Here is a 24,606-nt window from a genome sequence, read left to right on the forward strand (position 1 = left end):
CTCCTACCACAATATTCGGTACCTTCTCCAGATATCCTTTTGCCTCCCGAATCGAATCCTCAATATATTTAATAACTTCACCTAAATTGAAAATCCCCCGATGGCGCGTTCATCCGTTGGTGAGCGTCGGTCACGCCGATTTCGATTGCTGTGATGTGCGCGATGATCGCGTGCATCATTCTCGAACCCATCCGCCTACGCCCCTTCCCGGGCGTCCCACTCTTCGCGGAGGATGCCCATCTTGATCGAATCGTAATAGTCGCCCCGCACGATTCGCGCTCTGCGGATGCGCCCTTCCTCGATCATGCCCCACTTCGCGGCGAGCCGCATCATCCGCTCGTTGCCCGACCAAGTGGAAATGCCAAGGCGTACGATGTCGAGGTTCGCAAACAAATACGTCATCCAAAGCCCGAACGCTTCCGTTCCGTAACCGCCGGACCAATACCGCGAATCGAAAATCACGATCCCGATCTCCAGCCACTTCGTCCGCTCGTCTACCCAATAGGCGTTGACGGTGCCGATCAACTTGCCGTCCGCCTCGATCACCAATTGACTGCGGAACTTTCCCTCCGCCGTCTCGGAAAAAAGCCCCTGTTCCATGCGGACTGTCAGATCATCCAAACTCTCAAACGGCACCGGACCGTAGGGCCCGTTCCATTTTTCATGCTCCCGGTCTTCCGCTTCAAACCGCCAATGCCAAATCACCGGCACATCGTCAGGTGTCAGGTCGCGCAGGATGACTTTTTCCCCCGGCAAGTAGACGTTCATTCGCTTGAATCCCCCTCTCAGTTGGAGCCATTCTATCACATCCCCCTAGTTATTTCCAACATAGGCGGGACGATAGAATCGATACACGGCGGCGATCGACAAGTAGATCACGATATCCGAACACAGCGAGAGCCAGAGGCTCCACCACTGGTGATGAAACATATTGCCGGTACGCAACGTCACAAACTCAAACAGAACCGAGAACAACGTCCAGAACAGGGTTTTGCGCACAATCCGTCCCCACGACTGCGGCAACGTCTGCGCGAACAGATACGCCACCACCGGATAGATGCCGAAATCAAGCGTCAAAGGGATGGTATACATCGGACACGGCAGACCTTTGTACGACCAAAGTTGGTAGTGCACCATAATCAAATCGGTTAAGAGCCCCAAAAAACTCGTGTAAATCACCACGCCGTACAGTTCTCGCGCCCGATTCTTATCCGCTTTCCAAATGAACACCAGCCAACATAGGAAGAACAGCCCCACAAAGTACATACGCTTACCTCCTTAACTCGTACTAATGGCGCGAGTTGTTGTCGGGCATAGTATGTGCAGGAGGTCATGCAACATGGCACTGATTTTGATGGAAGCTGTCGCAATCCTGCTCTTCTGGCTCTTGATCGAGAAAGATCGTGTGCGCGAATGGTTACCGTTGGTGCTGACAGGCATGTTTCTGCGGTTTTTATATCAGTTTTTCCTGATGGATTGGTGTAAGGTTTGGGTGGTCTCCGGCCCGCAATGGGCAAAACTTTGGGCGCCCATCTCCGCCGACGTCACGATCTGGCCTGTCGTCGTGCTGATATTCATTCAATATATGCCGGCTTCCAAGTGGCGTTTTGGCTATGCTTCGCTCTTCGTGGCAGGTACCGTCCTCTATATCAAGGCGCTCAGTTGGCTGCACATCGTCGACACCCGCCCGCCGTGGAACATCGGCTTCGGGGTGTTTGTGCAAGGGCTTTTCTATTCGATCCTGTACGGCCTCTGGCATTGGTTGTCGCCGCAAATGCAGAGAGGAGGAAGCAGAACGTGAGCAACACCTATGCGACTTCCAACGAGATTCTCGACTTACGGCGACAATTACACGATCAGATCTTCTACAAATGGTTGCATGTCGACCTGTTCTCGTTTAACTGGTGGTTATCCTTGGTGCTGACCCTGTTGTTCTGGATGGTCTGGTTTCAACAGGTCGACCGCCGACGACTTTTGGAAATCTCCTTCTACGGCGCGATGATCACCATCATCTCCATCATCTTGGACATCATCGGGGTCAATCTCGTGCTCTGGAGCTACGGTTCCCTGTTTGAACCTCTGACTCCTGCATTGATTCCCGGAGATCTAGTGATGATGCCGGTGATGTACTCCCTTTTGTACCAACGCTACGGGAAAAATTGGAGGGCTTTTCTGAGTGCCTCGATTGTGCTGTCCGCCTGCGTGGCTTTTCTGGTCGAACCACTGTTGGTCTGGATGGGCATCTACAAACTTATCAATTGGCGGTTTGTGTATTCCTTTCCCATCTATATCTTGGTGTCGATGTTTACGAGAAGTTTCGTCCATAAAGTTCTGTGCCACCAACATTCCCCTCCTGACTAAATAGTCCTGTATCCCCAGAAACCATACCCTCCATCCCGAACTCTATACCAAAGTTACCAGAGTTCTCCTAGTGCAAGAGCCTTAGGTATTATGTAAACTAATAAGCGTAGACCTTGGCTAGCTGGACAATCGTCTGGATTCGGCAAAGTACTCTGCAATGCAGTGCAGACACTTCAAGCGGACCGTGTGGCGCGCGTTTGCTTTCTTTTCATAGAAAAAGCCGAAAGACAGATCCCGGCCTGCCGCAACGCTCTTCTCAAGAGCTACGGAATCATGTGCGTTGCGGCTCTCTTGTCTTCCTTTGGTATACGGATTCACGAAGTACAAAAAGAAGCACGCCCTGTCGGAGGGGCGTGCTTCTTTCTGTTTTGATCGATCGGTCATCAGATGCGGTTGGACATGTCCACCGGTTCGCGGTTTTTCACACCGCGCAAGAACGGGTAGAACACCAGCCCGATCACCAACATCCCGATGCCAAGCAGAAACGTTTTCATATCGCCGCTGCCCGCTTTGATCACCCACAGCGAGTACAGCGTGGAGAGCGCGGCGATGAGGCCGTCGACGAAGCGCTGTTTGCTTTCGAGGTTGGTGTAGCCTTCGCCTGTGAACACCAGTTTCAATTGGTAGACCGAAGCGACGACATACGGCACGAGGTAAGCGAGCGTTGCGACGAGGATGACGAAATCAAACGCTTTGGAAACGGATTGCGAAATCGTGGAGAAGATAAACAGCTGCGACATGCAGTTCGTGATCGTAAGCGACCGAACCGGAGCGCCCTTGGCGTTGTCTTTCAAGAACAGCTTCGGGAACAGTCCGATCTTTGCCGCTTGGTACGGAACTTCAGACGACATCATGATCCAACCGATCGTTGAGCCGAGCAGCGAAATCAAGCCGAGACCCGCCATCAAGTACGAGCCGGAGTTGCCGATCACGGCGGAGAGCGAGTCGACGAGCGGCTTTTCCGATTGGACCAGCACCGACTGCGAGAGCGTGCCCATGACGAGCACGGAGATGCCCATGTAGATGACGACAGCGGTTAAGAGACCGACGATCGTCGCTTTTTTCACATCGGATTGCTTGCGGGCGCGCGACGAGAGCACGACGGCCGATTCCACGCCGACAAACGCCCACAGCGTCGTGACGGCCGCATGCGAAATCTGCGTGAGCAAGCCGAACGTTTCGCCCGCGTCGCCGGTTTTGTCGGCGACCAGCGGGAGCATGTTGCTTTTTTGGAACGCAAACAGTGCGGCGATGATGAAGAACGCAAAGCCCAGCACTTTGGTCGTGGTGGCGACCAAGTTGATTTTGCCGGCCCCTTCAATGCCGCGCAAGATCAACGCGTGCATGCCCCAAAGCATTGCGGAACAGACAACGAACGTCAAGAAGTGACCGACCGATACGTCAAGCGAAGCGATCGAGAACAGATGCGCTTCGGACGTGAGGATCGGAAAGAACGTCGAGAGGTACGACGCAAACGTGGTGATGATCGCCACGTTCCCGGCAAAGTTCGCGACCCAGTAGCCCCAAGCTACGATGTAGCCGGAGAGCGTGGACGCTTCCGTGCCTTCCTGAAACAGCGCTTTGGCATACATCTGCGGGCCGCCGGTGAGATTCGGTTTGCGCACGGCGAGGTTGCCGAACACCAACGCGGTCATCAACACCCCGGCTCCCGTGAACAGCCACGCCAGCAACACACCGCCGGGACTTGCCACTTCCGCCAGCGACCGCGGCAGCATGAAGATGCCGGAGCCGACCATATTGCCGACGACCAACGCCGTCAGCACCCAAAAACCTAAGTTTCGATTGTTCATCTGGTAGTTACTTCCCCCTGCATGTGGATAATCAACAAGTGCAACGTTTCACAGTATACTGCTAAAGCACTAAAGGATTCAACTCCCTCCCACAAAAAAAGGAATGGAAGTTCTTGACTCCCATTCCTGTGCGAAACTGATTCAGTTTTTATGGATTTTGCATGATGCGTTCCTTGTTCATGCGCTCACCGTGTCGTGAATTGGGAAGCTTGGCATAAAAGTGCTTCTTCCCGCAAACTTGCATCAGCATATCGTACGCCCGGCATCCGCTGAACACGTCCCACAGCGCAGCCGCTTTAAAATCAAGGTACAAAAACAGCGCCAACCCGCCAAAGAAAATCAGATAGACGACCCACATTTCCTCCATCCCCTTTTTCAGATGATTCTGTATATCTACTAAGACAACAAAAAAAGCCATCGGTTACAGCCAATGGCATTTTTTGTACGGCAAATCGATTACAGGTCGTGCGTGCCGCCGCTCAAGACTGCTTCCAGCACGCGTTGCACTTCGTATCCGGCTGCAAAGTCGACCAGTTCGGCCGCTTCGCCGCGCAGGGCTTTGACCAACTCTTCGATCAAGCCGAGGTGACGGTTGTTCTCCGGAACGACCACGTCCGTTAACGGTTCGTCAAAACCGCCCGCCCGCAGTTGCGACCAATCGGCCAATTGCAGCGTGCCTGCCGTGCCGTATGCGGTAAACGCGATACGCTCTTTTTGCGCGATGTTGCTTTGGCCGTCGACGACGACGCGCACGCCGCTCTCCAACTCAAACGTCGCCAGCACGTCCGTCTCGCAAAGTGCCGGGTTGTCCGGGTAGGTGATCTCGCTGTGGACGCGGACGATGCGGCCGAAGCGGTGCTGAATCAATTGGATGTAGTGCGGCAACACTTCACGCACGTATCCGCCCTGCTCGCGTCCGGCAATCCACGGGTTTTGCTGCCATTTGCGCGGCCAGACGTGGAAGTGCAGCGTCACGTCGAGGCGGCGCAGATCGCCGAGGTGTCCGGCGTCGACCAAGCGGCTGTATTCCGACCAGACGGAACGGTACGGCGTCGGGAAGTTGATCGCGTTCAACACACCCGCATCAGTCGCGGCTTTCCACATGTCGTGCGCTTCGTCCAGCGAGTTTGCCAGCGGTTTTTCACAGAACAGATGCAAGCCTTTCGCCACCACATCCAACGCCATCCGGTGGTGCAGTTTCGGCGGCACGGCGATGTAGACGAGGTCGAGAGCGGTACTGTCGAGCATCGCGCGGTAGTCGGTATACCACGCCGCGCCGCCATGCTGATTCGCGACCTCTTGCGCCAGTTCGGCGTTGACGTCGCACACGGCCGCCACGACCGTTTCCGGGTGCATCGCAAACCCTTCCAACACGCGTCCGCCCACGCCGCCAAGGCCGATGACGCCGACTTTTATTTGATTGGTTTTGTCTAGATTCATGGTGTCAGTCCTCCAAACATTGGAAACTATTCCTAGTCTATCATGATCTAGCAGGAATACAAGAGCCCTTCGCGAACCCTACTATATATTGACTTTACTCTCTGCGGGAGGTTAAACCCCATGTCGCTTGCATTTTTCAACGGTGAATTTCTGCCCACCGAATCTGTTGTGATTCCGATCGACGAGCGCGGCCACCAGTTTGGCGACGGCGTGTATGAAGTGATCAAGGTCTATGACGGCAAGCCGTTCCTCATGCGCGAACACTTGGTGCGCTTGGAGAACTCCGCCAAAGCGATCCGACTGGAGATGCCGTACAGCGTCGAGCAACTGGAGGACTTGATTCACGAAGGGCTCACCCGTGCCGAGCTTCGCGATGCGCAAGTCTACTTGCAGATTACCCGCGGCATCGCTGTGCGTCTGCACGCGTTCCCGGATGCGCCGCCGTCTGTCTCGATGACGTTCCGCCCGTCGAAGAGTTTGACGGAGGAAGTCTTCAATGCCGGCGTGAAAGTCGCTCTGCTCGACGACGAGCGCTGGCTGAACTGCTACATCAAGTCTTTGAATCTGCTCCCGAACGTCCTCGCCAAGCAAACGGCGGCAGATCGCGGTTGCTTTGAAGCGGTGCTCGTGCGCGACGGCTACGTCACCGAGGGCTCCAGCACCAATGCGTACGCGGTCAAGGACGGCGTCGTCTACACCCATCCGGCGAACAAGCGCATCCTCCACGGGATCACCCGCGCGGCGGTGCTGCAAGTGGCGGCGGAACTGGGCATCGAAGTGCGCGAAGAACTGTACACGCCGGAGTTTCTGCTGAACGCCGACGAAGCGTTCCTCACGTCCACGACGGCGGAAGTGCTGGCGATCACCCAAGTGGACGACACCGTGATCGGCACGGGCAAACCGGGTCCTATCGTCCGGAAACTGCACGCCAAGTTCCGCGAATTGATCGGCTAAGACGAAGGAGATCAAAAAAGAGTGGAAGCCACAGGGCTGTCCACTCTTTTTTTGCCAGTCATTTTGTCTGGTCTCCCTTTTTATCTGAAACAAATCACACAAACTCAAAAAACACAAATACACACATGACACAGTAAAATGTATTATACATTCGTCGTAATTTTCTAGCAACATCTAACAATTAGGAGTTCTCCTATCAGTTCCCAATTAAGGATACAGTTCCTCGCGCTCCCCTTGCCACGCCAACATTCCGTCGACCATGTTCCGCAAACTTCCAAATCCTTGCTTTTGCAGAAAGTTGCAAACCGCTTTGCTGCGGCGGCCGCTGCGGCAGACAACCACCGTTTCGCGGGCCGGGTCGAGTTCGGTCCAGCGCGTTTCGATGTCGCCAAGCCGGATGTGTTTCGCGCCGGGGATGATCCCGTGTTCCGCCACTTCTTCGTTTTCGCGCACGTCCACAACTTGCAAGTTCTCGCCGTTCTCCAAGCGCTCCTGCACTTCCTGGGCCGTGATGATGCCGGGCTTTGCCATTTCCTGTTTCCTCCCTTGACGTCAATCTCCTCATTATATAGAAAAAAACGCCTCTCACGTAGCGGAGGCGTTTTTTGGCAACGTTTTGCCGATTCCTACTCGTTCAAGTCGATGCGGTCGCCGCGCGTCGTCGGCTGTGAAATCACGAGAAACTCCACATCCTCCAGACTGTCATTGCGAGCTTGATGCGGTCGATGAGGCGCCACTTCCAGACCTTCCTGCACGCCCAGTACCGCGACCTCCCCTTCGACCTCCAGCGTCAGACGTCCCTGCAACACGTAAAAAAATTGGCGGGACACTTCGTGATAGTGCCGAATCTCGGCAGCGCCCGCGGGCATGCGCTCTTGAATCACGCTCAGCCCTTGCGTTTTCACCAAGTGCCACCCGTCACAGACGCCGCCCCACATGTAGTGCTCGGCCTCTTGCTTGCTGATTTTCATGGAACCCTGCTCCTCCTGCACTTTCGATCCCCTGCGCTTACTTGCGCGGGATGATGACCGTCTCCGTCTGTGTCGATTCCCCGTCCGCAGACCAACTAATTATAAAGGATAGGTACGGTGCTTGATCAAGGATCGTAAAGTTCTGGTAGATGGGCCAGCGGTCTTGGAACAGATTCCCGACCTTCATCGTATCCCGCGCAATGACGGTGCCGTCCTTTCTCCACATGCCGATGCCTTCCTCTTCCACCGTCACGTTTTGCGCTTTCGAACCTTGACCTTTGTACACCAAGATCACGTCATAGCGCGGACGGTTCGGCTCCGATTTCGGATCGGACTCTTGGCTTGCTTGCAACTCCACGTCCCAGTGCGCGGAAGACCCGACAGCCGGAACGGTGTAGATCGCCGCTTTGGGTGCAGCAGGCCCGAGTCCGGCTCCCTGAACCAACGAAGCGACGGCACTGCTCGGATGAGCATTGGCGTACAGACCGACAGCCAGCACGGCGACCGCTGCCACGCTTGCGGTGCTCAAGCCGATTTTGAGGAGGCGGCTGCGGCGCTTTTGCCGGGGAAGAGTCATCGCGGCCGCTTGCAGGTTCTGATAGATCTCTTGATGCTTTTCTTTCGAAAGAGCGGCAGTCGGAAGTGCGCGCACTTGTGCTTCTACATCTTTCAGATCGCTTTCCCATTCCATTTGGAATCCTCCCCCTGTTGCTTCAATTTTTTGTGCAGCGATTTCATCGCGCGGTGGTAGACGAGGTTGACTTTGTTTTGGTTCCAGCCCAACACCTCGGCCGTCTGTGCCGGGGTCAGCTCTTGGATGCCGCGCAAGATCACGACGATCCGGTACTCTTCCTTCAGTGTCTGAATCGCGGCGTGCAAAGTTCGGCTTTGTTCGCTCTGGTACAGCAAGTCCTCGGGCAACCGGACCGCTTCCGCCGGTTGCCGTCCCAGCCATTGCGCCAGTTTCGCCATGCGGTTTCGTTTGCGCAAATGATCCAAGGCGAGGTTGCGCGCGATGGCGATGATCCAGGTCTTCAGTTGGGAGCGCTCCTCAAATCCCGGCAACTTCGCGAGCACTTTCAAAAAAACATCTTGCGTCAGATCTTCCGCTTCCTCCCGACTCCCCGCGTAATACAGCAAAAACCGATACACGTCGTTTGCGTACAGCGAATAGATCAATTTCCAGTCCCGCTCCACAGTTCCCCACCTCCTCTTTCTGCTCATGTAGACGATTGGAAGCTCCACCAATTGCACCCGATTTCATAAAAAAGGAAGTTTAATTTTCTGTGGATGTCAAAACTCGACAAAGGGTTTTCGATTCACCGTCTTGTAATAAAAAAACAGAGCGACTGCCTGCTATGGAACGCTCTTAAAATGTGGTAAACTACGGAAGAAAGCTCATTTATTAATAACTTCATATGTAAATAATTATTCTCGTTAAAAGCAGGTGGAGAGCAGCATGTCGGTTGTTACACCAAGCGAGTATGATCTGTATCTGTTTCACCAAGGCAACTTGACGCAGAGTTACCGAATGATGGGCGCGCACCCTGCTGTTGTCGACGGCGTCTCCGGGGTTCGCTTCACCGTCTGGGCTCCCGAAGCCCGCTCCGTGCGCGTTGCGGGAGATTTCAACTCGTGGCGGGGAGACGGGCACGAATTGGCGCGGGTCACCGAACAGGGCGTCTGGTCCGGCTTCTTCCCGAACTTGGCGCACGGCGACCTTTACAAGTATGAAGTGCTCACGCCGACCGGAGAGACGCTCTTGAAAGCCGACCCCTACGCCTTCTATGCGGAAGTTCGGCCGAACACCGCCTCGCGCGTGTACGACCTCGGCGGCTACGCGTGGAACGACGGAGCTTGGCAACGCCGGCAAAAACACCAACGCATGAAACCGGTCTACAACCGTCCTGTCAACATCTACGAAGTCCACCTCGGCTCTTGGAAGAAAAAGCCCGACGGTTCCTTCTATACCTACCGCGAATTGGCGGATGAGTTGCTCGACTACGTATGCGAACTCGGCTTCACGCACCTCGAGCTGATGCCGCTCGCCGAACATCCCTACGACCGCTCGTGGGGCTATCAGATCACCGGCTACTTCGCGGTGACGTCGCGCTTTGGCACCCCGCACGATTTCATGTATTTCGTCGACCAAGCGCACCGGCGCGGGCTCGGCGTCATCCTCGACTGGGTGCCGGGGCACTTTGCCAAGGACGCGCACGGGTTGCGCCGCTTCGACGGCACGCCTTGTTACGAGTACAAGGATTGGCGCAAAGCGGAGAAGCCGCAGTGGGGCACGCTGTCGTTTGATTTCGGACGACCGGAAGTGATTTCCTTCTTGATCTCCAACGCCCTGTTCTGGATGGAGATGTACCATCTGGACGGGCTGCGCATCGACGCCGTCGCTTCCATGCTGTTTTTGAACTTCTGCAAACCGGACGGCGAATGGACGCCGAACAAGCACGGCGGCGCCGAGAATCTCGAAGCGGTCGCCTTCCTGCGCAAACTGAACGAAGTGGTGTTCGAACACTTCCCGCACGCGTTGATGATGGCGGAAGACTCGACCGAGTGGCCGCTGGTCTCGCGCCCGACCTATCTCGGCGGACTGGGCTTCAACTTCAAGTGGAACATGGGCTGGATGAACGACACGCTGAAGTATCTGGAGACGGAGCCCGTTCACCGCAAACACCATCACGACCTGCTGACATTTGCCATCCTCTACGCCTACTCGGAGAACTTCCTGTTGCCGCTTTCACATGACGAGGCGGTGCACGGCAAGAAATCGCTCCTTAACAAAATGCCGGGCGACTATTGGCAGAAGTTTGCCAATCTTCGGTTACTATACGGATACATGTACACGCATCCCGGCAAAAAACTGCTCTTCATGGGCGGCGAGTTCGGACAATATGATGAATGGAAGGACGAGAGTGAACTGGACTGGAGCGTGCTGCTCTACGAAAAACACGGCCAGATGCGCGAATTCGTCAAAGACCTGAACTTCCTCTACCGCGAAGAACCCGCGCTGTGGGAACTCGACCATGAACCGGGAGGCTTCCGCTGGATCGATGCCGACAACAAGCACCAGAGCATCGCCCTCTACCGCCGCATCGGACGAAAACCGTCCGACAGCGTCATCGTGCTGTGCAACTTCCACACGATGGTGCATCAGAACTTCCGATTGGGTGTGCCAAAGCCCGGCAAGTACGAGGAGATCCTCAACAGCGATCATCCGCGCTACGGCGGTTCGGGCGTGCAAAACCCCGGCGTGTTGACGGCGGTGAAACGCCCGATGCACAACCAGCCGTACTCGCTTTGCATCAACGTCCCTCCGCTTGGAGTGGTCGTGCTCAAGAAGCAGAAAGCACAACGAAAGGGGAAATCGTAATGCAACGCAAGGAAATCATCGCAATGCTGCTCGCCGGCGGCGAAGGCCGCCGCCTCGGGGCCCTCACGAAACATTTGGCCAAGCCGGCCGTTCCCTTTGGCGGGAAATACCGCATTATCGATTTCACCCTCAGCAACTGCTCCAATTCCGGCATCGACACGGTCGGCGTGCTCACGCAATACCAGCCGCTGATCTTGAACTCCTACCTCGGCATCGGCACTTCGTGGGACCTCGACCGCGCCAACGGCGGCGTGACCGTCCTCCCGCCCTACGTCCAGCAAAAGGGCGGCAACTGGTACAAGGGCACCGCCAACGCGATCACCCAAAACATCTACTACATCGAGCGCTACAACCCGCAATACGTGCTCGTCATCTCCGGCGACCACATCTACAAAATGGACTACGACAAGATGCTCCAAGAGCACAAAAAGCGCGGGGCCGAAGCGACGATCGCCCTGATCGAAGTGCCGTGGGAAGAAGCCAGCCGCTTCGGCGTCATGAACGTGGACGAGCGCGACCGGATCACCCAATTCGAAGAAAAACCGAAAAACCCCAAAACCAACCTCGCGTCGATGGGTATTTATATTTTTAACTGGGACGTGCTGAAAAGTTACTTGCTGCGCGACGAAGAGAACCCGTACTCCTCCAACGACTTCGGCAAAGACATCATCCCGCGCATGCTCCAAGAAGAGCGCGACCTCTACGCGCACCGCTTCCAAGGCTATTGGAAGGACGTCGGCACGATCGAATCGCTGTGGGAAGCGAACATGGACTTGCTCGAAGCCTTCCCGACGCTCAACCTGCATGACAACGAGTGGCGCATCTACTCCGTCAACCCGAACCAGCCGCCGCAATACATCGCGCCGCACGCGACCGTCAAACAGTCGCTCGTCAACGAAGGCTGCATGGTGTTTGGCCACGTCGAGCACTCCGTGCTGTTTTACGGCGTGCACGTCGGCGAGCAAGCGGTGGTCCAAGATTCGATCATCATGCCCAACGTCCGCATCGGGCAGAACGTGAAAATCTACAAATCGATCGTGGCGGAAGGCACAGTGATCGGCGACAACTGCGTCATCGGCGTCGAAGGCGAGAACGCACCGATCACGCTGATCGGGGAAGACTCGTTCATCCCCGCCAATGCGCGGATCAAGAACTAGATTTCGGGACAGGGGAGGAACCTTTTTCATGAAAAACGTGATCGGTGTCATCAACCTCGGCAAGCCGCACTCCATGCTCAACGACCTGACCCGCAACCGCTCGATTGCGTCGGTGCCGTTTGGCGGGCGTTACCGCTTGATCGACTTTACGCTCTCCAACATGGCGAACACCGGGATTTCCAAAGTCGCCGTGTTCACGCTGAACAAATCCCGCTCGCTGATGGACCATCTCGGCTCCGGCAAGGAATGGCAGTTGGACCGCAAGATCGGCGGTCTGTTCATACTGCCTCCCGCCATCGACTTCCCGACCCAACAGTATCGCGGCGACCTGCAAAACTTCCACGGCCATATCGACTATTTCAACCGTTCCAAGGAAGAGTATGTGATCGTCTGCCGCAGCCACATGGTCTGCAACCTCAACTACAAAGAAGCGCTGCAGTTCCACATGGACTCCGAAGCGGACATCACGTTGCTCTACAACAGCATCGACCCGGACACGATCGATCTCTCAAACTGCTACCAACTCGACATCGACTCGCACCGACGCGTGCGCGGGATGTCGGGGGACACGCAGACCGGCAACGTCTACATGGAGACGTTCATCATCAACAAATCCCTGCTCGTCGAGATGATCGAACACTGTGTCGAGCAAGAGCAGTACGACTTGACGGAAGACTTGATCGCGCAACACATCGACAAGTTCTCCGTGCACGCGTTCCAGCACAAAGGCCACCTCTCAATCATCAACTGCACGGCGTCGTACTACGAGCAGAGCATGCGCCTGTTGAACCCGGACGTTTGGAAAGAGCTGTTCTTCCAACCGGGGCTCGTCTACACCAAGATCAAGGACGAACCGCCGGCGAAGTACATTGAAACGGCCGACGTGCACAACTCGCTGATCGCCAACGGTTGCATCGTGCAGGGCAACGTGGAGAACTCGATTCTGTTTCGCGGCGTCAAAGTCGCCAAGGGCGCGAAGATCCGCAACTCGATCATCATGCAAGAGTGCGAGATCGGCGAAGACGCGGTCGTGGAGAACATGATTCTCGACAAGGAAGTCTGCATCAAGCGCGGACAATCGCTGGTCGGCAACGCCGCCGAACCGATCGTGATCAACAAGCGCAGCATCATCTGATGCAGGAGGTGACGACATGAACGTGTTGCATGTGGCTTCGGAAGGAGCCCCTTTTATCAAAACAGGCGGGCTGGCCGACGTGATCGGCGCCCTGCCGCATGAACTCGCCCGCCAAGACCTCGACGTGCGGGTGATCTTGCCGAAGTATTCGAAGATCCCGGAACACTACCGCAACCGCATGGTCTTGCACTACGTCCTCACCGTTTCGGTGGGATGGCGCAACCAGTACTGCGGCATCGAAGTCCTGCGCGACAACGGGATTACGTACTACTTCCTCGACAACGAATACTACTTCAAGCGCGACGGCGCGATCTACGGGCACTTGGATGAAGCGGAGCGGTTTGCGTTTTTTGCCCGCGCCGTGTTGATGGCGCTTCCGCACCTCGACGGGTTCCGCCCCGACGTGCTGCACTGCCATGACTGGCAGGCGGGACTCGTGCCGTTTCTCTTGAAAGTCGACTTCCAGCACGACCCGTTCTACCACGGGATCAAGACGGTCTACACCATTCACAACCTGCTCTACCAAGGCGTGTTCCCCCGCTCTGTGCTCGGCGATGTGATCGGGCTTGGCGACGACCACTTGGGCGAGGACGGGCTCGGCTATTACGATTCGCTGAACTACATGAAGGGCGGACTGAACTACGCGGACAAGATCACGACGGTGTCGCAAACGTACGCCCAAGAGATTCAAACCGAGTATTACGGCGCGACGCTCGACGGGCTGCTGCGCAAGCGAAGTCACGACCTCGTCGGGATCGTCAACGGCATCGACTACAACAGCTACAACCCGGAGACGGATGAGAGTCTGCCGGTGAACTACTCGATGAGCGGGACGATTCAAGACGTGCTGCGCGCCAAGGAGCAAAACAAAGTTCGCTTGCAAGAGGAACTCGGCCTGCCGATTCGCGAAGACGCGCCGATGATCGCCGTGATTTCGCGCTTCGTCGAGCAGAAGGGCTTCGATTTGATTTTGGGCGTGCTGCCGGAGTTGCTGGGGATCGACGCGCAATTGATCATCCTCGGCACGGGCGACGCGCACTATGAGCAAGCGTTCCGCGAAGCGGCGTGGTACACGCCGTACCGCGTCTCGGCGCAGATCAAATTTGACGAAGGGTTCGCCCGCCGCCTCTACGCCGCGTCCGACCTGTTCCTCATGCCGTCGAAGTTCGAACCCTGCGGTCTCTCCCAACTGCTGTCGTTGCGCTACGGGTCGGTGCCGATCGTGCGCGAAACCGGCGGGTTGGCGGACACCGTGCAGTCCTACAACGAAGAGACGGGTGAGGGCAACGGTTTCTCCTTCACAAACTACAACGCGCACGACATGCTGTTTACCGTACAGCGCGCCGTCTCGCTCTGGCACGACCGGGATCGCTTTGCGCACCTCGTCGAAAACGGCCGCCGCCGCGATTTCTCCTGGACGGAGTCGGCGAAGCAGTACCGCCATCTCTACCTGCATCTGTAAAAAGACAACCATCGCCGCCTCGGGTGCGGAGATGGTTCTTTTTTTACCGTCGTGTAAGCGTTTGCAATTTAATTCGATTTTACTTTTCCGAATTTCGTGGTAAATTAAAAGACAAGAGCCTGATTCGAGAGGTGAGAGTGACCATGAAAACTCTGCATTCCGTGTTGGAGACGATGAGACTGGACAACGGCGCGTACACCGCATCCACCTCTGAAGAGTACAGCTATGTGTGGATTCGCGACGTGGTCTACTGCGTGCTGCCTTATCTGCAAACGAACTGCACCCGCTACACCGACGCGTTTTATGCGTTGTTCGACTTGTTCCGCCGCTACGAGTGGAAGCTGGACATCCATACACAGCAAAAGCCTGCGTACTTGTACGAACATATCCACGCCCGCTACAACAAAGACCTGACGGAGCGCATGGAGCCGTGGGGCCATGCGCAGAACGACTCGATCGGACTGTTCCTGTGGGGCGTCGGCGAAGGCGTGCGCGTCGGCAAGCGGATGTTCCGCGACGCGGTGGATCGGGCGATCTTGCAGAAGCTGGTCAACTATCTGCAGACGCTCGAGTATTGGGAAGCGTACGACAACGGGATGTGGGAAGAGAACATGGAAGTGCACGCGTCCTCCGTCGGCGCCTGCGTCGCCGGGCTTCGCGCCGTGAAGATGCTGGCGTACGTGCCGGATTGGCTGATCGAGAACGGCGAGCGCACGCTGCGCCAGCTCTTGCCGCGAGAGAGCGTCACCAAGGAATCCGACCTCGCGCTGCTCTCCCTGATCTACCCCTACCAACTGGTCGATCGCAACATGGCGAAGCGCATCCTCTCGAACATCACCGGGCAGTTGGAGCGCACGTTTGGCGTGATTCGGTATAAGCATGACCTGTACTACCGCGACGAGCAAGAAGCGGAGTGGTGTTTCGGCTTCCCGTGGCTTGGCATGTGTTATGCCGTGCTCGGCGAAGACGAGATGGCGCGCGCGTACTGGACCAAGACACAGCGGGTTCTGCCGGAAGACGGCCGCGTGCCGGAGTTGTACATCGGCGGCAAGACCCCGAACGGCAACACCCCGCTGGCGTGGTCGGTGGCGATGACGATGCTGTTAAAGCGCCAGATCACCAAGGAAGAGATTCCGGTTTGACACAGAACGGTTTCAAAAACGAGTCTGACTCGCGTTGGCGGGGTCAGACTCGTTTTGTTTGGTGGAGGAGAGAGTGGTAGTCCTCCGCCGTGTCGACGTCGAAGAACGGCAGCGGGTCGTCGAAGGGCAGCCGCAACCCCTCGCCGGCGCGCAGAAGTTTGCGCGCGCCTTGATCGCCCGAGAGGGCGAGCAGTTCGGGGAAGAGGGTCTGAGAAATGATGCAAGGCGGGCGGGCGATGCCTTCGCAGGAGGCAGCCGCAAACGGGGGCGTCGGGTCGGCGGATTGATAGGCGTCCAGCAGGCGGTTGATCATCTCCACGGTGACCAAGGGCTGGTCGGCGAGCAGGAGGAGGACGGCGGAAGCTCCCCGCGCTTGCGCGGCCCGCACGCCGGCGATGACGGAATGCGATTGGCCGAGGTGGGAGTTCGGGCTGGGTAAGCAGGTGAGCCGGGGACTGGGAGTGGACGCGTGCGGTGCGTTCGATGCGTTCGGTGCGTGCGGTGCGTGAGACATATGAGTCGCGTGCGTTTCAAACTCACTCATCCAGTCGGGAATCCCTTCCTCCCGCGTCACGACCACGATCTCCTCCACCCGCGACTTCATCGCCGCTTGCAACGCCCAACTGCCAAGCGGCTTCCCCTCGAAGGGGAGCAAGAGTTTGCGCCCTTGCAACCGTGTGCTGAGCCCCGCTGCCAAGTACACGCAGACAATCACGCTTCTCCCCTCCCGCGCCCGGCACGGCGCACTTTGATCAACTCCGCCACGATGCTCGCCGCGATCTCCTCCGGCCCTTGCGCGCCGATCGCAAGCCCGACCGGGTTGTGCAGATGCTCCGGAACGTCCTCTCCTTCCAACAGCCTCGACGTGCGGGCGCGCGGCCCCAGTACCCCGAGATACCGCACCTCCTGCCGCAACAACTCCCTCAACAACAGCCGGTCCTGTTGAAAATGGTGCGTCATCAACACCGCATAATCTTGCGACTTCACGTCCGCCCTCCCCACGAGTTCTTCCGCCCGGCCCACGATCAGCCGCTCGGCTTGCGGGAAGTGTTCTTTTTTACAGAAGCCCTCGCGCCAATCGGCGACCGTCACGGAAAAATGGACCTGTGCCGCCGCAATCGCCAACGGGCGGGCGTCGGGTGCCGCGCCGAACAGGAGCAATCGAGGGCGGGGCTCATACACCTGCACATGCTGCCCTCCGTCGTACTCCTTGCAGAGAGTGACCGCAACCCCCTGTTCCAACCTCATGCGCACGTTCGCCAGCTCTCTCCTGCGCGACTCATCCAGCGGTTCCATCAACACCGTCACTTTGCCGTTGCATCCCGGCCCTTGGCCCCACGACAGGTCGTCTTCCGCCCGCAAATCAAACACCGCCGTCTGCGCCGTCCCATGTTCCCAGACAGCGTGCACGCGCTCGGCGAGGTCTTGCTCCAGACAGCCGGCGCTCAACACGCCAAGCGACGACCCGTCGTTCCAGAACGCCATCGCCGCTCCCGCTTTGCGATACGCGGAGCCCTCCACCGCCACGATCGTCGCGAGCATTCCGGGTCGCTTCTTCTCCTCGATCCCCTGCAACAAGCCGAGCCAATCGGCCATCTCAACACTCCTCCCCGTCGTCGAGCACCGACTTCACCGCCGCGTGAATTTCGTGATAGCTCGTGCAGCGGCAGAGGTTCGATTGCAGCCACTCTTTGATCAACTCGTCGTCGGCGTGTCGGTGCTCGGCGCGAACATAGTCGATCAGTCCCTGTGCGTTGCAGATGAACCCCGGCGTGCAAAACCCGCATTGAAACGCCCAGTGCTCCACGAACGATTTTTGGATCTCAGAGCCGCGCAACCCCTCCACCGTCGTGACCGGCTGCTCATGCGCTTCGACCGCCAGCGTCAGGCAGGCGTTGAGCGGAGTTCCGTTCACCAAGACGGTGCACGACCCGCAATCCCCGTTCTCGCATCCGGCTTTTGTGCCTGTCAGCCCCAACTGGTCCCGCAACACATGGAGCAGCGTGTCTGCCGCCCGGACGTGCAACGTGTGCGTCTCATGGTTGACGTGCAGCCGCACCCCGTACCGCCGCCCTGTGAACTCCTTCATCGGCCTCCTCCTTCCAGCGCGCTCATTCCTTCGCGCAACGAGTGGTGCAACAGGTAGTACCGGTAGTCCGCCGAGCCGAGTTGGTCATCGATGACTTGCCCCGGCAGTCGGCGAAGGGCTTCGGCGATCCGTGTCTCAAGCGGAACTCCCGGCGTGTTCAGCGCGTCCTCCATGTCCCACGAGCGAAACGGCGCTTCGCACACGCCGCTGAACGCCGCACGTACGCCCCGCCCGTCGTGGACGAGCGCCAAGCGGACGAGCGGGTAGTCCACTTCGTCCTGTTTCGTTTTTTTGATCGTGACGGAGGGCCAGCGTGCGGCGCTTTGCTCCGTCCAAATTTGCACCAGCAATTCACCCGGCGCCAGTCGCAGTTCGTGCATCGACACCCAAGCGTTGCCCTGCCGCCCCGCCACGACGGCGTAACTGTCGGTGAGCAGAAACGGCAAGACGGTCTCGCGGTAGGGAATCGAAGCGCAGAGGTTGCCGCCCAGCGTGATTTTGTTGCGCGTGGTGTGGTCGGCGGTGTGCCTCGCCACATCGCCGAGCAGGGGAAACAGCCCGCTCTCCGCCACGGCGTTAAGCGTTAGTCCCGCCCCGAACACCAGATGATCGCCCGACCGCCCCAACGCGCCCAATTCCGGGATGCTCTTGATGTCGAGCACCGCATCGGTGACGAGTTGCCCCAAACGTCCGAACGTGATGATCTCCGTCCCGCCGGAGAAATAGATCGGATTGCGCCCCTCCGCTCGCAGCCGTGCATACAACTCCACCGCCTGCCCGACGCTGTCCGGGCGGTAATAGTCAAAGTCAAACGGGATCATGAACCGAGCCGCCCCCTCTCGCCCGCCAGATCGTCTCCGGCAGCAGCGGCAGTTGGAACAATTCCACGCCCGCCGCCACCGAAAGCGCGTTGGCGAGCGCCCCCGCCATGCCGATCGTGCCGTACTCCCCGATCCCGCGCGCCCCGTACGGCCCTTCGTGATACGGCGTCTGCACGAAATCCACCACCATGTCCGGATTCTCGCCAAAGTGCGTGATCTTGTAAAACCGCAGTTGCGGATTCAACACCCGCTCTTGGTTGTCGTACAGAAACGACTCTCGCGTCGCCCAACTGAGCCCCATCGACATGCCTCCCATCATCTGGGTCACCGCGCCCCGATGGTTCACGATCACGCCGCCGTCGATCACCGTGTACGCCCGCAGCACTTGATAGCGGCACTCCACCGGATCAAACTCCACTTCCACGCCCTGCGCCGCCACCGACCATTGCGGACCCGGTCTCCCGTCTCCCGTCTCCGGGTCCAGTCGGGTCAGTTTCACGATGTAGCTGCCCCGACCGATCACTTGCTTGCCGACGGTGAGGCCGTTTTCAGACTCATAGCCCATCGCGATTTCCCTGAAGAGAAACCCTCGCTGTGGATTTCCGCGCACGAACACCCTGCCCTCCGCAAGCTCCAACTCGTCGGGAGAGACTTGCAAAACGAGTGCGGCGTTGTACTTCAACTGCCGGATCGCATCGTCCGCCGCTTCCAGAATGGCGCGCCCCGCCATCATCGTCGACGAGGACGCGACCGTCTTCCAGTGCTCGGGGTTGGTTTTGGTATTGACTTCAAACGACACATGCACGAGGCTCGGGTCGATCGTCAAGCGTTCCGCCGCAATCTGCGCCAGCGCGGTCTTGGTGCCCTGCCCGATTTCCACCACGCCGGTCATCAAGTTGACGCTGCCGCTCTTGTTAAAAATCAACACCGCCCCCGCCCCGGCATCGGTCGGCGTCGAAGAAGTTTTCCACAGTGCGGCGATCCCCTTCGTCCGAATTCTGCCGTTTGGCAACACGACCCTTTGCCCGGACTCCCAATCCATCAACTCGCGCAACCGCAGGATACAAGCGGGAACATTCCCGATGTTGCTCTCATCCAGCAGTACCTGCGTCGGCGTCGTTTCCCCCGGTCCGATCGCGTTGAGCAACCGCAACGCAATCGGGTCCATCCCGAGTTTCTTCGCCAAGAGATCCATCGTCCGCTCGATGGCAAACGTCACCTCCGGGTGGGCAAATCCCCGAAACGACGTGGCGTACGTATGATTGGTGTACACCGCCAGCGAATCGGCCCACACGTTCGGAATGCGGTACGGTCCGGTGCAGTCGTCAATCCCCGCCTTCGCCATCACCGCCGCCATGTCCGCATACGCGCCGCCGTCCCAGAGGAGCGTGATCTGCGCGGCGGTCAACCGCCCGTCCGGCGTCGCCGCCATCTTGATTTGCGCCTCCAACCCGATGTGACACGGCGAAGAGATCATGTCTTCCTCCCGCGAGTTCGACACTTCCACCAACCGCCCGCCGACCGCCCGCGACGCGCAATAGGCGATAAACTCCAACTGCACCGCCCCCTTGGCGCCAAACCCGCCGCCGACAAACGGAACGTGCACCACCACCTGCCCAGGGTCCAATCCGAAATACCGTTCCATAAATCGCTTGATCACATACGGCGCCTGTGTCGACGCCCGAATGTGCACCTCTCCGTCCGGCAGAATCTCCGCCCTTGCCGCACGCGGTTCCATCGCGATGTGATCGCTCGGGCGAAACGCCGTATAGCACTCCACTTTCACAACGCCCGCTTCCCAGCCGCTCTGAAAATCCCCTTTGCGGATCTTCAAGTGGTTCCCGATGTTCATCCCCGGCACCGGATACACATCGCCGTACCGTTTGTATTTCTCCACCTCTTCATGCAGAAGCGGCGCTCCCGGCAGCAGCGCCCGGCTTGGTGAACTCACCACGGGCAACACTTCATACTCAACGTGCACCAACCCCGCCGCCCGCCACGCCGTCTGCTCGTCGTCGGCGATCACCACCGCGACCGGCTCTCCGTAATAGCGCACCTTGCGATACGCGAGCACCGGACGATCCGCCAGCAGCTCCCCCGTCAATTCCTGGCAATCCGCTCCCGTCACGATCCCCCGCACGCCCGGTACAGCGGCCGCCGCAGCCGCGTCAATCGAGCGAATCTTGGCGTGCGCGTGCGGGCTCGTCACCAACTTGCCGTGCAACATGCCCGCAAGCCTTAGGTCGCGCGTATACTTCGCCCGCCCTTCCACTTTGTCAAACGACTCCTTGCGCGGGACGCTCTTGCCCACCGATTCCACAGACCGTTCCTCCTCTCCGCAACCTCTCTCCCCGCTCTATATGCGCCCAAGAATTCGTCCTAGTGCTCTACAAGAAAAAAAGACCGATTCCCGCGCATGGGAACCGGTCTTGCTTGTCTGAAGATGCACTTAGAAAATCGACAGCACGCCCGCCAGCAGGAAAACGGTAAGCGTTTTCACCACGGTGACGGCAAAAATGTCCTTGTACGACTGGCGGTGCGTCAAGCCGGTGATCGCCAGCAACGTGATGACCGCGCCGTTATGCGGCAGAGTGTCCATACCGCCGGACGCCATCGAGGCGATGCGGTGCAACAGTTCCGGTGAGAGGCCGGTCGCGTTGGCGAGGGCGAGGTATTGCTTGCCCATGACATCGAGCGCGATGGAGAGACCGCCGGACGCGGAGCCGGTGATGCCCGCCAACACGTTGACGGCGAGGGCTTCCGAGATCAGCGGGTGCGAGCTCGCGCCGAGAATCGAGTCGCGGATGCCGCTGAAGCCGGGCAGTGTTTTGATGACGTTGCCAAAGCCGACTTCCGATGCGGTGTTGAAGATCGCCAGCAACGCGCCTGCCGCAGCAGCCGTCAAGCCGCCCGCCAACTTGCCTTTGACTTCGCGCGCGTTGATGAGCAACGCGACCACGATACCGGTCGTCAACGCGCCGATCAGCGCCCACGAAGAGACGATGTTCTTGACGTTGTCGATCTTAAACGTCTGCTTGAGCATGCCGGCATCGTACCATTTGTCGACACCCCAGCCGGTGCGGGAGAACACGTAGTTCAGGACGAGCACGACGATCAGCGGCAGCACCGCCACCCAGATGTTCAGGTATTTCGGTTGCTCCGCAGCCGCGCCCTTGCCTTCACCTGTTGCAGCCGCTTCGAGTTGCGCCTGCACCAGTTCCGGTTCGTTGCGGTGTCCGGTGCCGTATCCTTCGCCCAACGCCTTCGCTTGGCGGCGACGGCGTTCCAGCCAGAGCATGCCGAAGGTGAAGACCATCAAACCGCCGACGATGCCCACGACCGGGGCGGCGTACGCATCGGTGCCGAACACGGCGGTCGGGATGATGTTTTGAATCTGCGGAGTGCCCGGCAACGCGTCCATCGTAAACGTGAACGCCCCCAAGGCGATCGTGCCCGGCAACAAGCGTTTCGGGATGTCCGCTTCCCGGAACAGCGCGGCTGCAAACGGATACACGGCAAACGCCACGACGAACAGCGAGACGCCGCCGTAGGTGAGGATGCCGCACGCGAGCACGACCGCGAGGATCGCCCGCTTGGAGCCGATCGCCTTGACGACGTTGTGCGCAATCGAGGACGCCGCTCCGTTCATTTCCATGACTTTACCGAAGATGGCACCCAGCAAGAAGATCGGGAAGTAAGATTTTACATAGTTCGCAGCTTGCGTCATAAATGATTCGCTGTAGCTCGGCATCAGCGCGAGGCCGGAAAGCCCTGCCGCCAACAGCGCAAAAATCGGGGCGAAGATGATGACCGGATATCCGCGGTACGCCACGAACATCAAAAGCCCCAATGAGACCAAAATAGCCAAGATGTCTAAAAACACGCAGGAGTCCCCCTTTCTGCCCTCAACATACCAAGTAGAAGTTACAGAACAGTTGCACAATTGCGCGCGCTCTTGAAAAAAGAAAACCACCGATGCCCTTCACGGACATCGGCGGTTTTTTATCGAACGATCAAAACCGAGCACTTGGCATGATGCAACACTTTTGAAGAGACACTGCCCAACAGAACGGATTCGACGACGCCGTGTCCTTCCGAGCCGAGCACGATCAGGTCGTAGCCGCCCTTGCCCGCTTCTTCCAAGATCACCTCGGCGGCATGCCCGATGACGGCGATTTGAGAGACGCGTTCCTTGTCGGGGAACAGCGCGTAGCTTGCGGAAGCCGGATTCTCCAGCGGTACTTCGGCGTCTTGCGGGGACGTCACATAACCAAACCCGGCGCCGTACGGTTCATAAGCAACCATGCGCACAGGAACCGGATGCGCGTACATCAGCGTGAATTCCGCTTTCGGCGATTCCGCGTAGGCGTTCAGCGCCCACTCCGTCGCTTTGCGAGAGGCTTCAGAACCGTCTAGAGCAACCAAGATTTTGCGAAACATAAGTTTCTCCCCCGTTCTCTCATGAACCAGATGTGTGGATCTGATTTCATTGTACACCTCGAAACGGGGATCTGAAGATCGGGGGATTCCCCCAATTTTTAGAGATGACTCCCCTTATTTCCTTTGCTGTGAATAGGGGATGGAGATCGTCGCTTTCGTTCCTCTGCCTTTCTCGGAGTGAAAGGTCAGCGTGCCTTGCATCGCTTCGACGATGCGGAACGTGACCATGAGACCGAGACCGGTTCCTTTTTCCTTGGTGGAGTAAAACGGTTTGCCGAGGCGCTCCGTCTGCGCCGGGGTCATCCCTTCGCCGTCGTCGATCACGTGGATGCGGACACGGTCTCTGTCACGCAACGCGCGCACCTCGACATACCCTCCGTGGCGAATCGCTTCGACGGAGTTTTTGACGAGGTTGATGATCACTTGCTTAAGTTTGACTTTGTCCGCAAACACGAACAGCGACTCTTGCGCATCAAACCGCAACTCCACCGCCTGCATCGTGGCAAACGAAGTCATAAAGGAAACGATCTGCTGGATTTCATGGCCGACGTCGACATGCTCCAGGTGCTCGAATTCCGGCTTTGCAAAATTTAAATAGTCCGAAATAATAAATTCAGCACGATCCAGTTCGGCGATCGCCGTTCGCATATACCCTTTGTTCACTTCATCCATCGAGGATTGCGACAGTTGAATGAATCCGCGCACGACGGTCAACGGGTTGCGCACTTCATGCGCGATGCTCGCCGCCAGATCGGAAATGATGTTCAGTTTCTCCGATTTGCGAATTTCTTCGCGCATCCGGAAGTTCTCCATAAGGCTCTCGATCAACAACACCGAGAACGTCATCGCAAACACGTACAGACCCGCATACATCCAGTAGAACAAATATCCGCGGCGGATCAGATACTCCACGCTGTCCCGTGCGTCAAACACGTACCAAATCGACGCCATCATGATCAGGAACGTCACAATCGACAAGCCGATGCTGCCGATCACTTTCTGCGACATGCTGTACGTGACGTAACGCTTGCGAAACCACATCGCGCAAGCGAACACCACCACCGCGCACGCCACGACCGCATAGAACGCAATGCCCCCGCCCACGTACAGGCGATACCCGAGCAGCAACACCGTGGCCGATACACCGCTGCGCCATCCCCCGTACAGCACCGCAATCAAATACGGCACCCATCGCAAATCCCACAAAAAATCTTCGCCGAACGCAATTGGAAACAGCATGCACAGATCGCTCGCCACGCCGTACACAAGCCCGAACAACCAGGGGTCCAGACGGGGGCTTTTGGAGGCGATTCGATCCATCAACAGCACATGATACGCAAAAATCGGCGTGAGGATCAGCAACAAATTCAATAGCAAATCCTTGGACAACGCAATTCCCCCAATAGGTAAGCAAGCACAAATTTACGCCGCACATCGTCTC

At 57.8% G+C, this 24,606-nt stretch carries 25 protein-coding genes; 8 read left to right on the forward strand and 17 right to left on the reverse strand.

Going from position 1 to position 24,606, the window contains the following annotated elements; genetic code table 11:
- Nucleotides 1-195: 195 nt before the first annotated feature.
- A complete protein-coding gene (locus tag EL26_RS01300) occupies nt 196-768 on the reverse strand; it encodes a GNAT family N-acetyltransferase (protein ID WP_038083537.1) in 573 nt (190 codons plus the stop codon).
- A 45-nt stretch (nt 769-813) separates the two neighbouring features.
- A complete protein-coding gene (locus tag EL26_RS01305) occupies nt 814-1,266 on the reverse strand; it encodes a CBO0543 family protein (RefSeq protein WP_038083539.1) in 453 nt (150 codons plus the stop codon).
- A 73-nt stretch (nt 1,267-1,339) separates the two neighbouring features.
- Between EL26_RS01305 and EL26_RS01310 the strand changes: the two genes are divergently transcribed.
- Nucleotides 1,340-1,801: a hypothetical protein gene (locus EL26_RS01310; protein ID WP_038083541.1), complete on the forward strand. Its 462-nt coding sequence runs from the start codon at nt 1,340-1,342 to the stop codon at nt 1,799-1,801.
- Nucleotides 1,798-2,361 (forward strand): CBO0543 family protein, encoded by a 564-nt coding sequence (locus EL26_RS01315; protein WP_052035844.1) that lies wholly within the window; start codon nt 1,798-1,800, stop codon nt 2,359-2,361. The genes EL26_RS01310 and EL26_RS01315 overlap by 4 nt, the downstream gene beginning before the upstream one ends.
- A 383-nt stretch (nt 2,362-2,744) precedes the next feature.
- Here EL26_RS01315 and EL26_RS01320 read toward each other — a convergent pair whose 3' ends face one another.
- The 3 genes from EL26_RS01320 to EL26_RS01330 form a co-directional block, all read right to left on the reverse strand.
- Entirely contained in the window at nt 2,745-4,172 is a 1,428-nt protein-coding gene (locus EL26_RS01320; RefSeq protein ID WP_038083543.1) for an amino acid permease, read from the reverse strand.
- 148 nt (nt 4,173-4,320) lie between these two features.
- Nucleotides 4,321-4,530 carry a hypothetical protein gene (locus EL26_RS01325; RefSeq protein WP_038083546.1) on the reverse strand — a complete coding sequence of 70 codons (210 nt, stop codon included), beginning with the start codon at nt 4,528-4,530 and terminating at the stop codon, nt 4,321-4,323.
- A gap of 98 nt (nt 4,531-4,628) precedes the next feature.
- Nucleotides 4,629-5,612 carry a Gfo/Idh/MocA family protein gene (locus tag EL26_RS01330; RefSeq protein ID WP_038083550.1) on the reverse strand — a complete coding sequence of 328 codons (984 nt, stop codon included), beginning with the start codon at nt 5,610-5,612 and terminating at the stop codon, nt 4,629-4,631.
- 120 nt (nt 5,613-5,732) lie between these two features.
- Here EL26_RS01330 and dat point away from each other — a divergent pair, with 120 nt between their 5' ends.
- Entirely contained in the window at nt 5,733-6,566 is an 834-nt protein-coding gene (gene dat / locus EL26_RS01335) for a D-amino-acid transaminase (protein ID WP_038083552.1), read from the forward strand.
- A 207-nt stretch (nt 6,567-6,773) separates the two neighbouring features.
- On the opposite strand, the gene EL26_RS01340 is transcribed toward dat, so the two are convergent.
- From EL26_RS01340 to EL26_RS01355, 4 genes are all read right to left on the reverse strand, one after another.
- Nucleotides 6,774-7,097, reverse strand: coding sequence for a rhodanese-like domain-containing protein (locus EL26_RS01340; protein WP_038083554.1), 324 nt, complete (start codon nt 7,095-7,097; stop codon nt 6,774-6,776).
- Between the two features lie 95 nt (nt 7,098-7,192).
- Complete coding sequence (locus EL26_RS01345) at nt 7,193-7,537, reverse strand: cupin domain-containing protein (RefSeq protein WP_038083556.1); 345 nt, start codon at nt 7,535-7,537, stop codon at nt 7,193-7,195.
- A 37-nt stretch (nt 7,538-7,574) separates the two neighbouring features.
- Nucleotides 7,575-8,228: a hypothetical protein gene (locus tag EL26_RS01350; protein WP_038083559.1), complete on the reverse strand. Its 654-nt coding sequence runs from the start codon at nt 8,226-8,228 to the stop codon at nt 7,575-7,577.
- Nucleotides 8,207-8,734, reverse strand: a complete 528-nt coding sequence (locus tag EL26_RS01355; RefSeq protein ID WP_052035845.1) for an RNA polymerase sigma factor — start codon at nt 8,732-8,734, stop codon at nt 8,207-8,209. The genes EL26_RS01350 and EL26_RS01355 overlap by 22 nt, the downstream gene beginning before the upstream one ends.
- 262 nt (nt 8,735-8,996) lie before the next feature.
- Between EL26_RS01355 and glgB the strand changes: the two genes are divergently transcribed.
- From glgB to EL26_RS01380, 5 genes are all read left to right on the forward strand, one after another.
- Nucleotides 8,997-10,919 (forward strand): 1,4-alpha-glucan branching protein GlgB, encoded by a 1,923-nt coding sequence (gene glgB / locus EL26_RS01360; protein WP_038083570.1) that lies wholly within the window; start codon nt 8,997-8,999, stop codon nt 10,917-10,919.
- Nucleotides 10,919-12,076: a glucose-1-phosphate adenylyltransferase gene (locus tag EL26_RS01365; RefSeq protein ID WP_038083571.1), complete on the forward strand. Its 1,158-nt coding sequence runs from the start codon at nt 10,919-10,921 to the stop codon at nt 12,074-12,076. The genes glgB and EL26_RS01365 overlap by 1 nt, the downstream gene beginning before the upstream one ends.
- 28 nt (nt 12,077-12,104) lie before the next feature.
- The gene (glgD, locus tag EL26_RS01370; protein ID WP_038083573.1) at nt 12,105-13,211 is read left to right on the forward strand and encodes a glucose-1-phosphate adenylyltransferase subunit GlgD; all 1,107 of its coding nucleotides are present in this window, start codon (nt 12,105-12,107) and stop codon (nt 13,209-13,211) included.
- A 16-nt stretch (nt 13,212-13,227) separates the two neighbouring features.
- A complete protein-coding gene (gene glgA, locus EL26_RS01375) occupies nt 13,228-14,673 on the forward strand; it encodes a glycogen synthase GlgA (RefSeq protein WP_038083576.1) in 1,446 nt (481 codons plus the stop codon).
- Between the two features lie 143 nt (nt 14,674-14,816).
- Complete coding sequence (locus EL26_RS01380) at nt 14,817-15,815, forward strand: glycoside hydrolase family 15 protein (RefSeq protein ID WP_038083581.1); 999 nt, start codon at nt 14,817-14,819, stop codon at nt 15,813-15,815.
- A 43-nt stretch (nt 15,816-15,858) separates the two neighbouring features.
- Here the strand turns inward: EL26_RS01380 and EL26_RS01385 are convergent, their stop codons facing one another.
- From EL26_RS01385 to EL26_RS01420, 8 genes are all read right to left on the reverse strand, one after another.
- The gene (locus EL26_RS01385; protein WP_038083582.1) at nt 15,859-16,530 is read right to left on the reverse strand and encodes a nucleotidyltransferase family protein; all 672 of its coding nucleotides are present in this window, start codon (nt 16,528-16,530) and stop codon (nt 15,859-15,861) included.
- Complete coding sequence (locus EL26_RS01390) at nt 16,527-17,411, reverse strand: XdhC family protein (RefSeq protein WP_038083583.1); 885 nt, start codon at nt 17,409-17,411, stop codon at nt 16,527-16,529. The genes EL26_RS01385 and EL26_RS01390 overlap by 4 nt, the downstream gene beginning before the upstream one ends.
- 1 nt (nt 17,412) lies before the next feature.
- The gene (locus EL26_RS01395) at nt 17,413-17,904 is read right to left on the reverse strand and encodes a (2Fe-2S)-binding protein (protein ID WP_038083584.1); all 492 of its coding nucleotides are present in this window, start codon (nt 17,902-17,904) and stop codon (nt 17,413-17,415) included.
- A complete protein-coding gene (locus EL26_RS01400; RefSeq protein ID WP_038083585.1) occupies nt 17,901-18,725 on the reverse strand; it encodes an FAD binding domain-containing protein in 825 nt (274 codons plus the stop codon). Before EL26_RS01400 ends, EL26_RS01395 begins: the two co-directional genes overlap by 4 nt.
- Nucleotides 18,712-21,045, reverse strand: coding sequence for a xanthine dehydrogenase family protein molybdopterin-binding subunit (locus EL26_RS01405; RefSeq protein WP_038083587.1), 2,334 nt, complete (start codon nt 21,043-21,045; stop codon nt 18,712-18,714). Before EL26_RS01405 ends, EL26_RS01400 begins: the two co-directional genes overlap by 14 nt.
- Before the next feature lie 129 nt (nt 21,046-21,174).
- Nucleotides 21,175-22,608, reverse strand: a complete 1,434-nt coding sequence (locus tag EL26_RS01410; protein WP_038083589.1) for a GntP family permease — start codon at nt 22,606-22,608, stop codon at nt 21,175-21,177.
- Nucleotides 22,609-22,727: 119 nt separating this feature from the next.
- Nucleotides 22,728-23,165 carry a universal stress protein gene (locus EL26_RS01415; RefSeq protein WP_038083590.1) on the reverse strand — a complete coding sequence of 146 codons (438 nt, stop codon included), beginning with the start codon at nt 23,163-23,165 and terminating at the stop codon, nt 22,728-22,730.
- A 114-nt stretch (nt 23,166-23,279) separates the two neighbouring features.
- Nucleotides 23,280-24,554 carry an ATP-binding protein gene (locus EL26_RS01420; RefSeq protein WP_052035846.1) on the reverse strand — a complete coding sequence of 425 codons (1,275 nt, stop codon included), beginning with the start codon at nt 24,552-24,554 and terminating at the stop codon, nt 23,280-23,282.
- Nucleotides 24,555-24,606: the final 52 nt, after the last annotated feature.

The sequence above is a fragment of the Tumebacillus flagellatus genome (assembly GCF_000714935.1).
GTDB lineage: Bacteria > Bacillota > Bacilli > Tumebacillales > Tumebacillaceae > Tumebacillus > Tumebacillus flagellatus.

What these genes read in the sequence shown, in the direction of transcription:
- EL26_RS01300 (WP_038083537.1), bottom strand. Translation starts at nt 768, where the DNA reads ATGAACGTCTACTTGCCGGGGGAAAAAGTCATCCTGCGCGACCTGACA.
- EL26_RS01305 (WP_038083539.1), bottom strand. Translation starts at nt 1,266, where the DNA reads ATGTACTTTGTGGGGCTGTTCTTCCTATGTTGGCTGGTGTTCATTTGG.
- EL26_RS01310 (WP_038083541.1), top strand. Translation starts at nt 1,340, where the DNA reads ATGGCACTGATTTTGATGGAAGCTGTCGCAATCCTGCTCTTCTGGCTC.
- EL26_RS01320 (WP_038083543.1), bottom strand. Translation starts at nt 4,172, where the DNA reads ATGAACAATCGAAACTTAGGTTTTTGGGTGCTGACGGCGTTGGTCGTC.
- EL26_RS01325 (WP_038083546.1), bottom strand. Translation starts at nt 4,530, where the DNA reads ATGTGGGTCGTCTATCTGATTTTCTTTGGCGGGTTGGCGCTGTTTTTG.
- EL26_RS01330 (WP_038083550.1), bottom strand. Translation starts at nt 5,612, where the DNA reads ATGAATCTAGACAAAACCAATCAAATAAAAGTCGGCGTCATCGGCCTT.
- dat (WP_038083552.1), top strand. Translation starts at nt 5,733, where the DNA reads ATGTCGCTTGCATTTTTCAACGGTGAATTTCTGCCCACCGAATCTGTT.
- EL26_RS01340 (WP_038083554.1), bottom strand. Translation starts at nt 7,097, where the DNA reads ATGGCAAAGCCCGGCATCATCACGGCCCAGGAAGTGCAGGAGCGCTTG.
- EL26_RS01345 (WP_038083556.1), bottom strand. Translation starts at nt 7,537, where the DNA reads ATGAAAATCAGCAAGCAAGAGGCCGAGCACTACATGTGGGGCGGCGTC.
- EL26_RS01350 (WP_038083559.1), bottom strand. Translation starts at nt 8,228, where the DNA reads ATGGAATGGGAAAGCGATCTGAAAGATGTAGAAGCACAAGTGCGCGCA.
- glgB (WP_038083570.1), top strand. Translation starts at nt 8,997, where the DNA reads ATGTCGGTTGTTACACCAAGCGAGTATGATCTGTATCTGTTTCACCAA.
- EL26_RS01365 (WP_038083571.1), top strand. Translation starts at nt 10,919, where the DNA reads ATGCAACGCAAGGAAATCATCGCAATGCTGCTCGCCGGCGGCGAAGGC.
- glgD (WP_038083573.1), top strand. Translation starts at nt 12,105, where the DNA reads ATGAAAAACGTGATCGGTGTCATCAACCTCGGCAAGCCGCACTCCATG.
- glgA (WP_038083576.1), top strand. Translation starts at nt 13,228, where the DNA reads ATGAACGTGTTGCATGTGGCTTCGGAAGGAGCCCCTTTTATCAAAACA.
- EL26_RS01380 (WP_038083581.1), top strand. Translation starts at nt 14,817, where the DNA reads ATGAAAACTCTGCATTCCGTGTTGGAGACGATGAGACTGGACAACGGC.
- EL26_RS01390 (WP_038083583.1), bottom strand. Translation starts at nt 17,411, where the DNA reads ATGGCCGATTGGCTCGGCTTGTTGCAGGGGATCGAGGAGAAGAAGCGA.
- EL26_RS01395 (WP_038083584.1), bottom strand. Translation starts at nt 17,904, where the DNA reads ATGAAGGAGTTCACAGGGCGGCGGTACGGGGTGCGGCTGCACGTCAAC.
- EL26_RS01400 (WP_038083585.1), bottom strand. Translation starts at nt 18,725, where the DNA reads ATGATCCCGTTTGACTTTGACTATTACCGCCCGGACAGCGTCGGGCAG.
- EL26_RS01415 (WP_038083590.1), bottom strand. Translation starts at nt 23,165, where the DNA reads ATGTTTCGCAAAATCTTGGTTGCTCTAGACGGTTCTGAAGCCTCTCGC.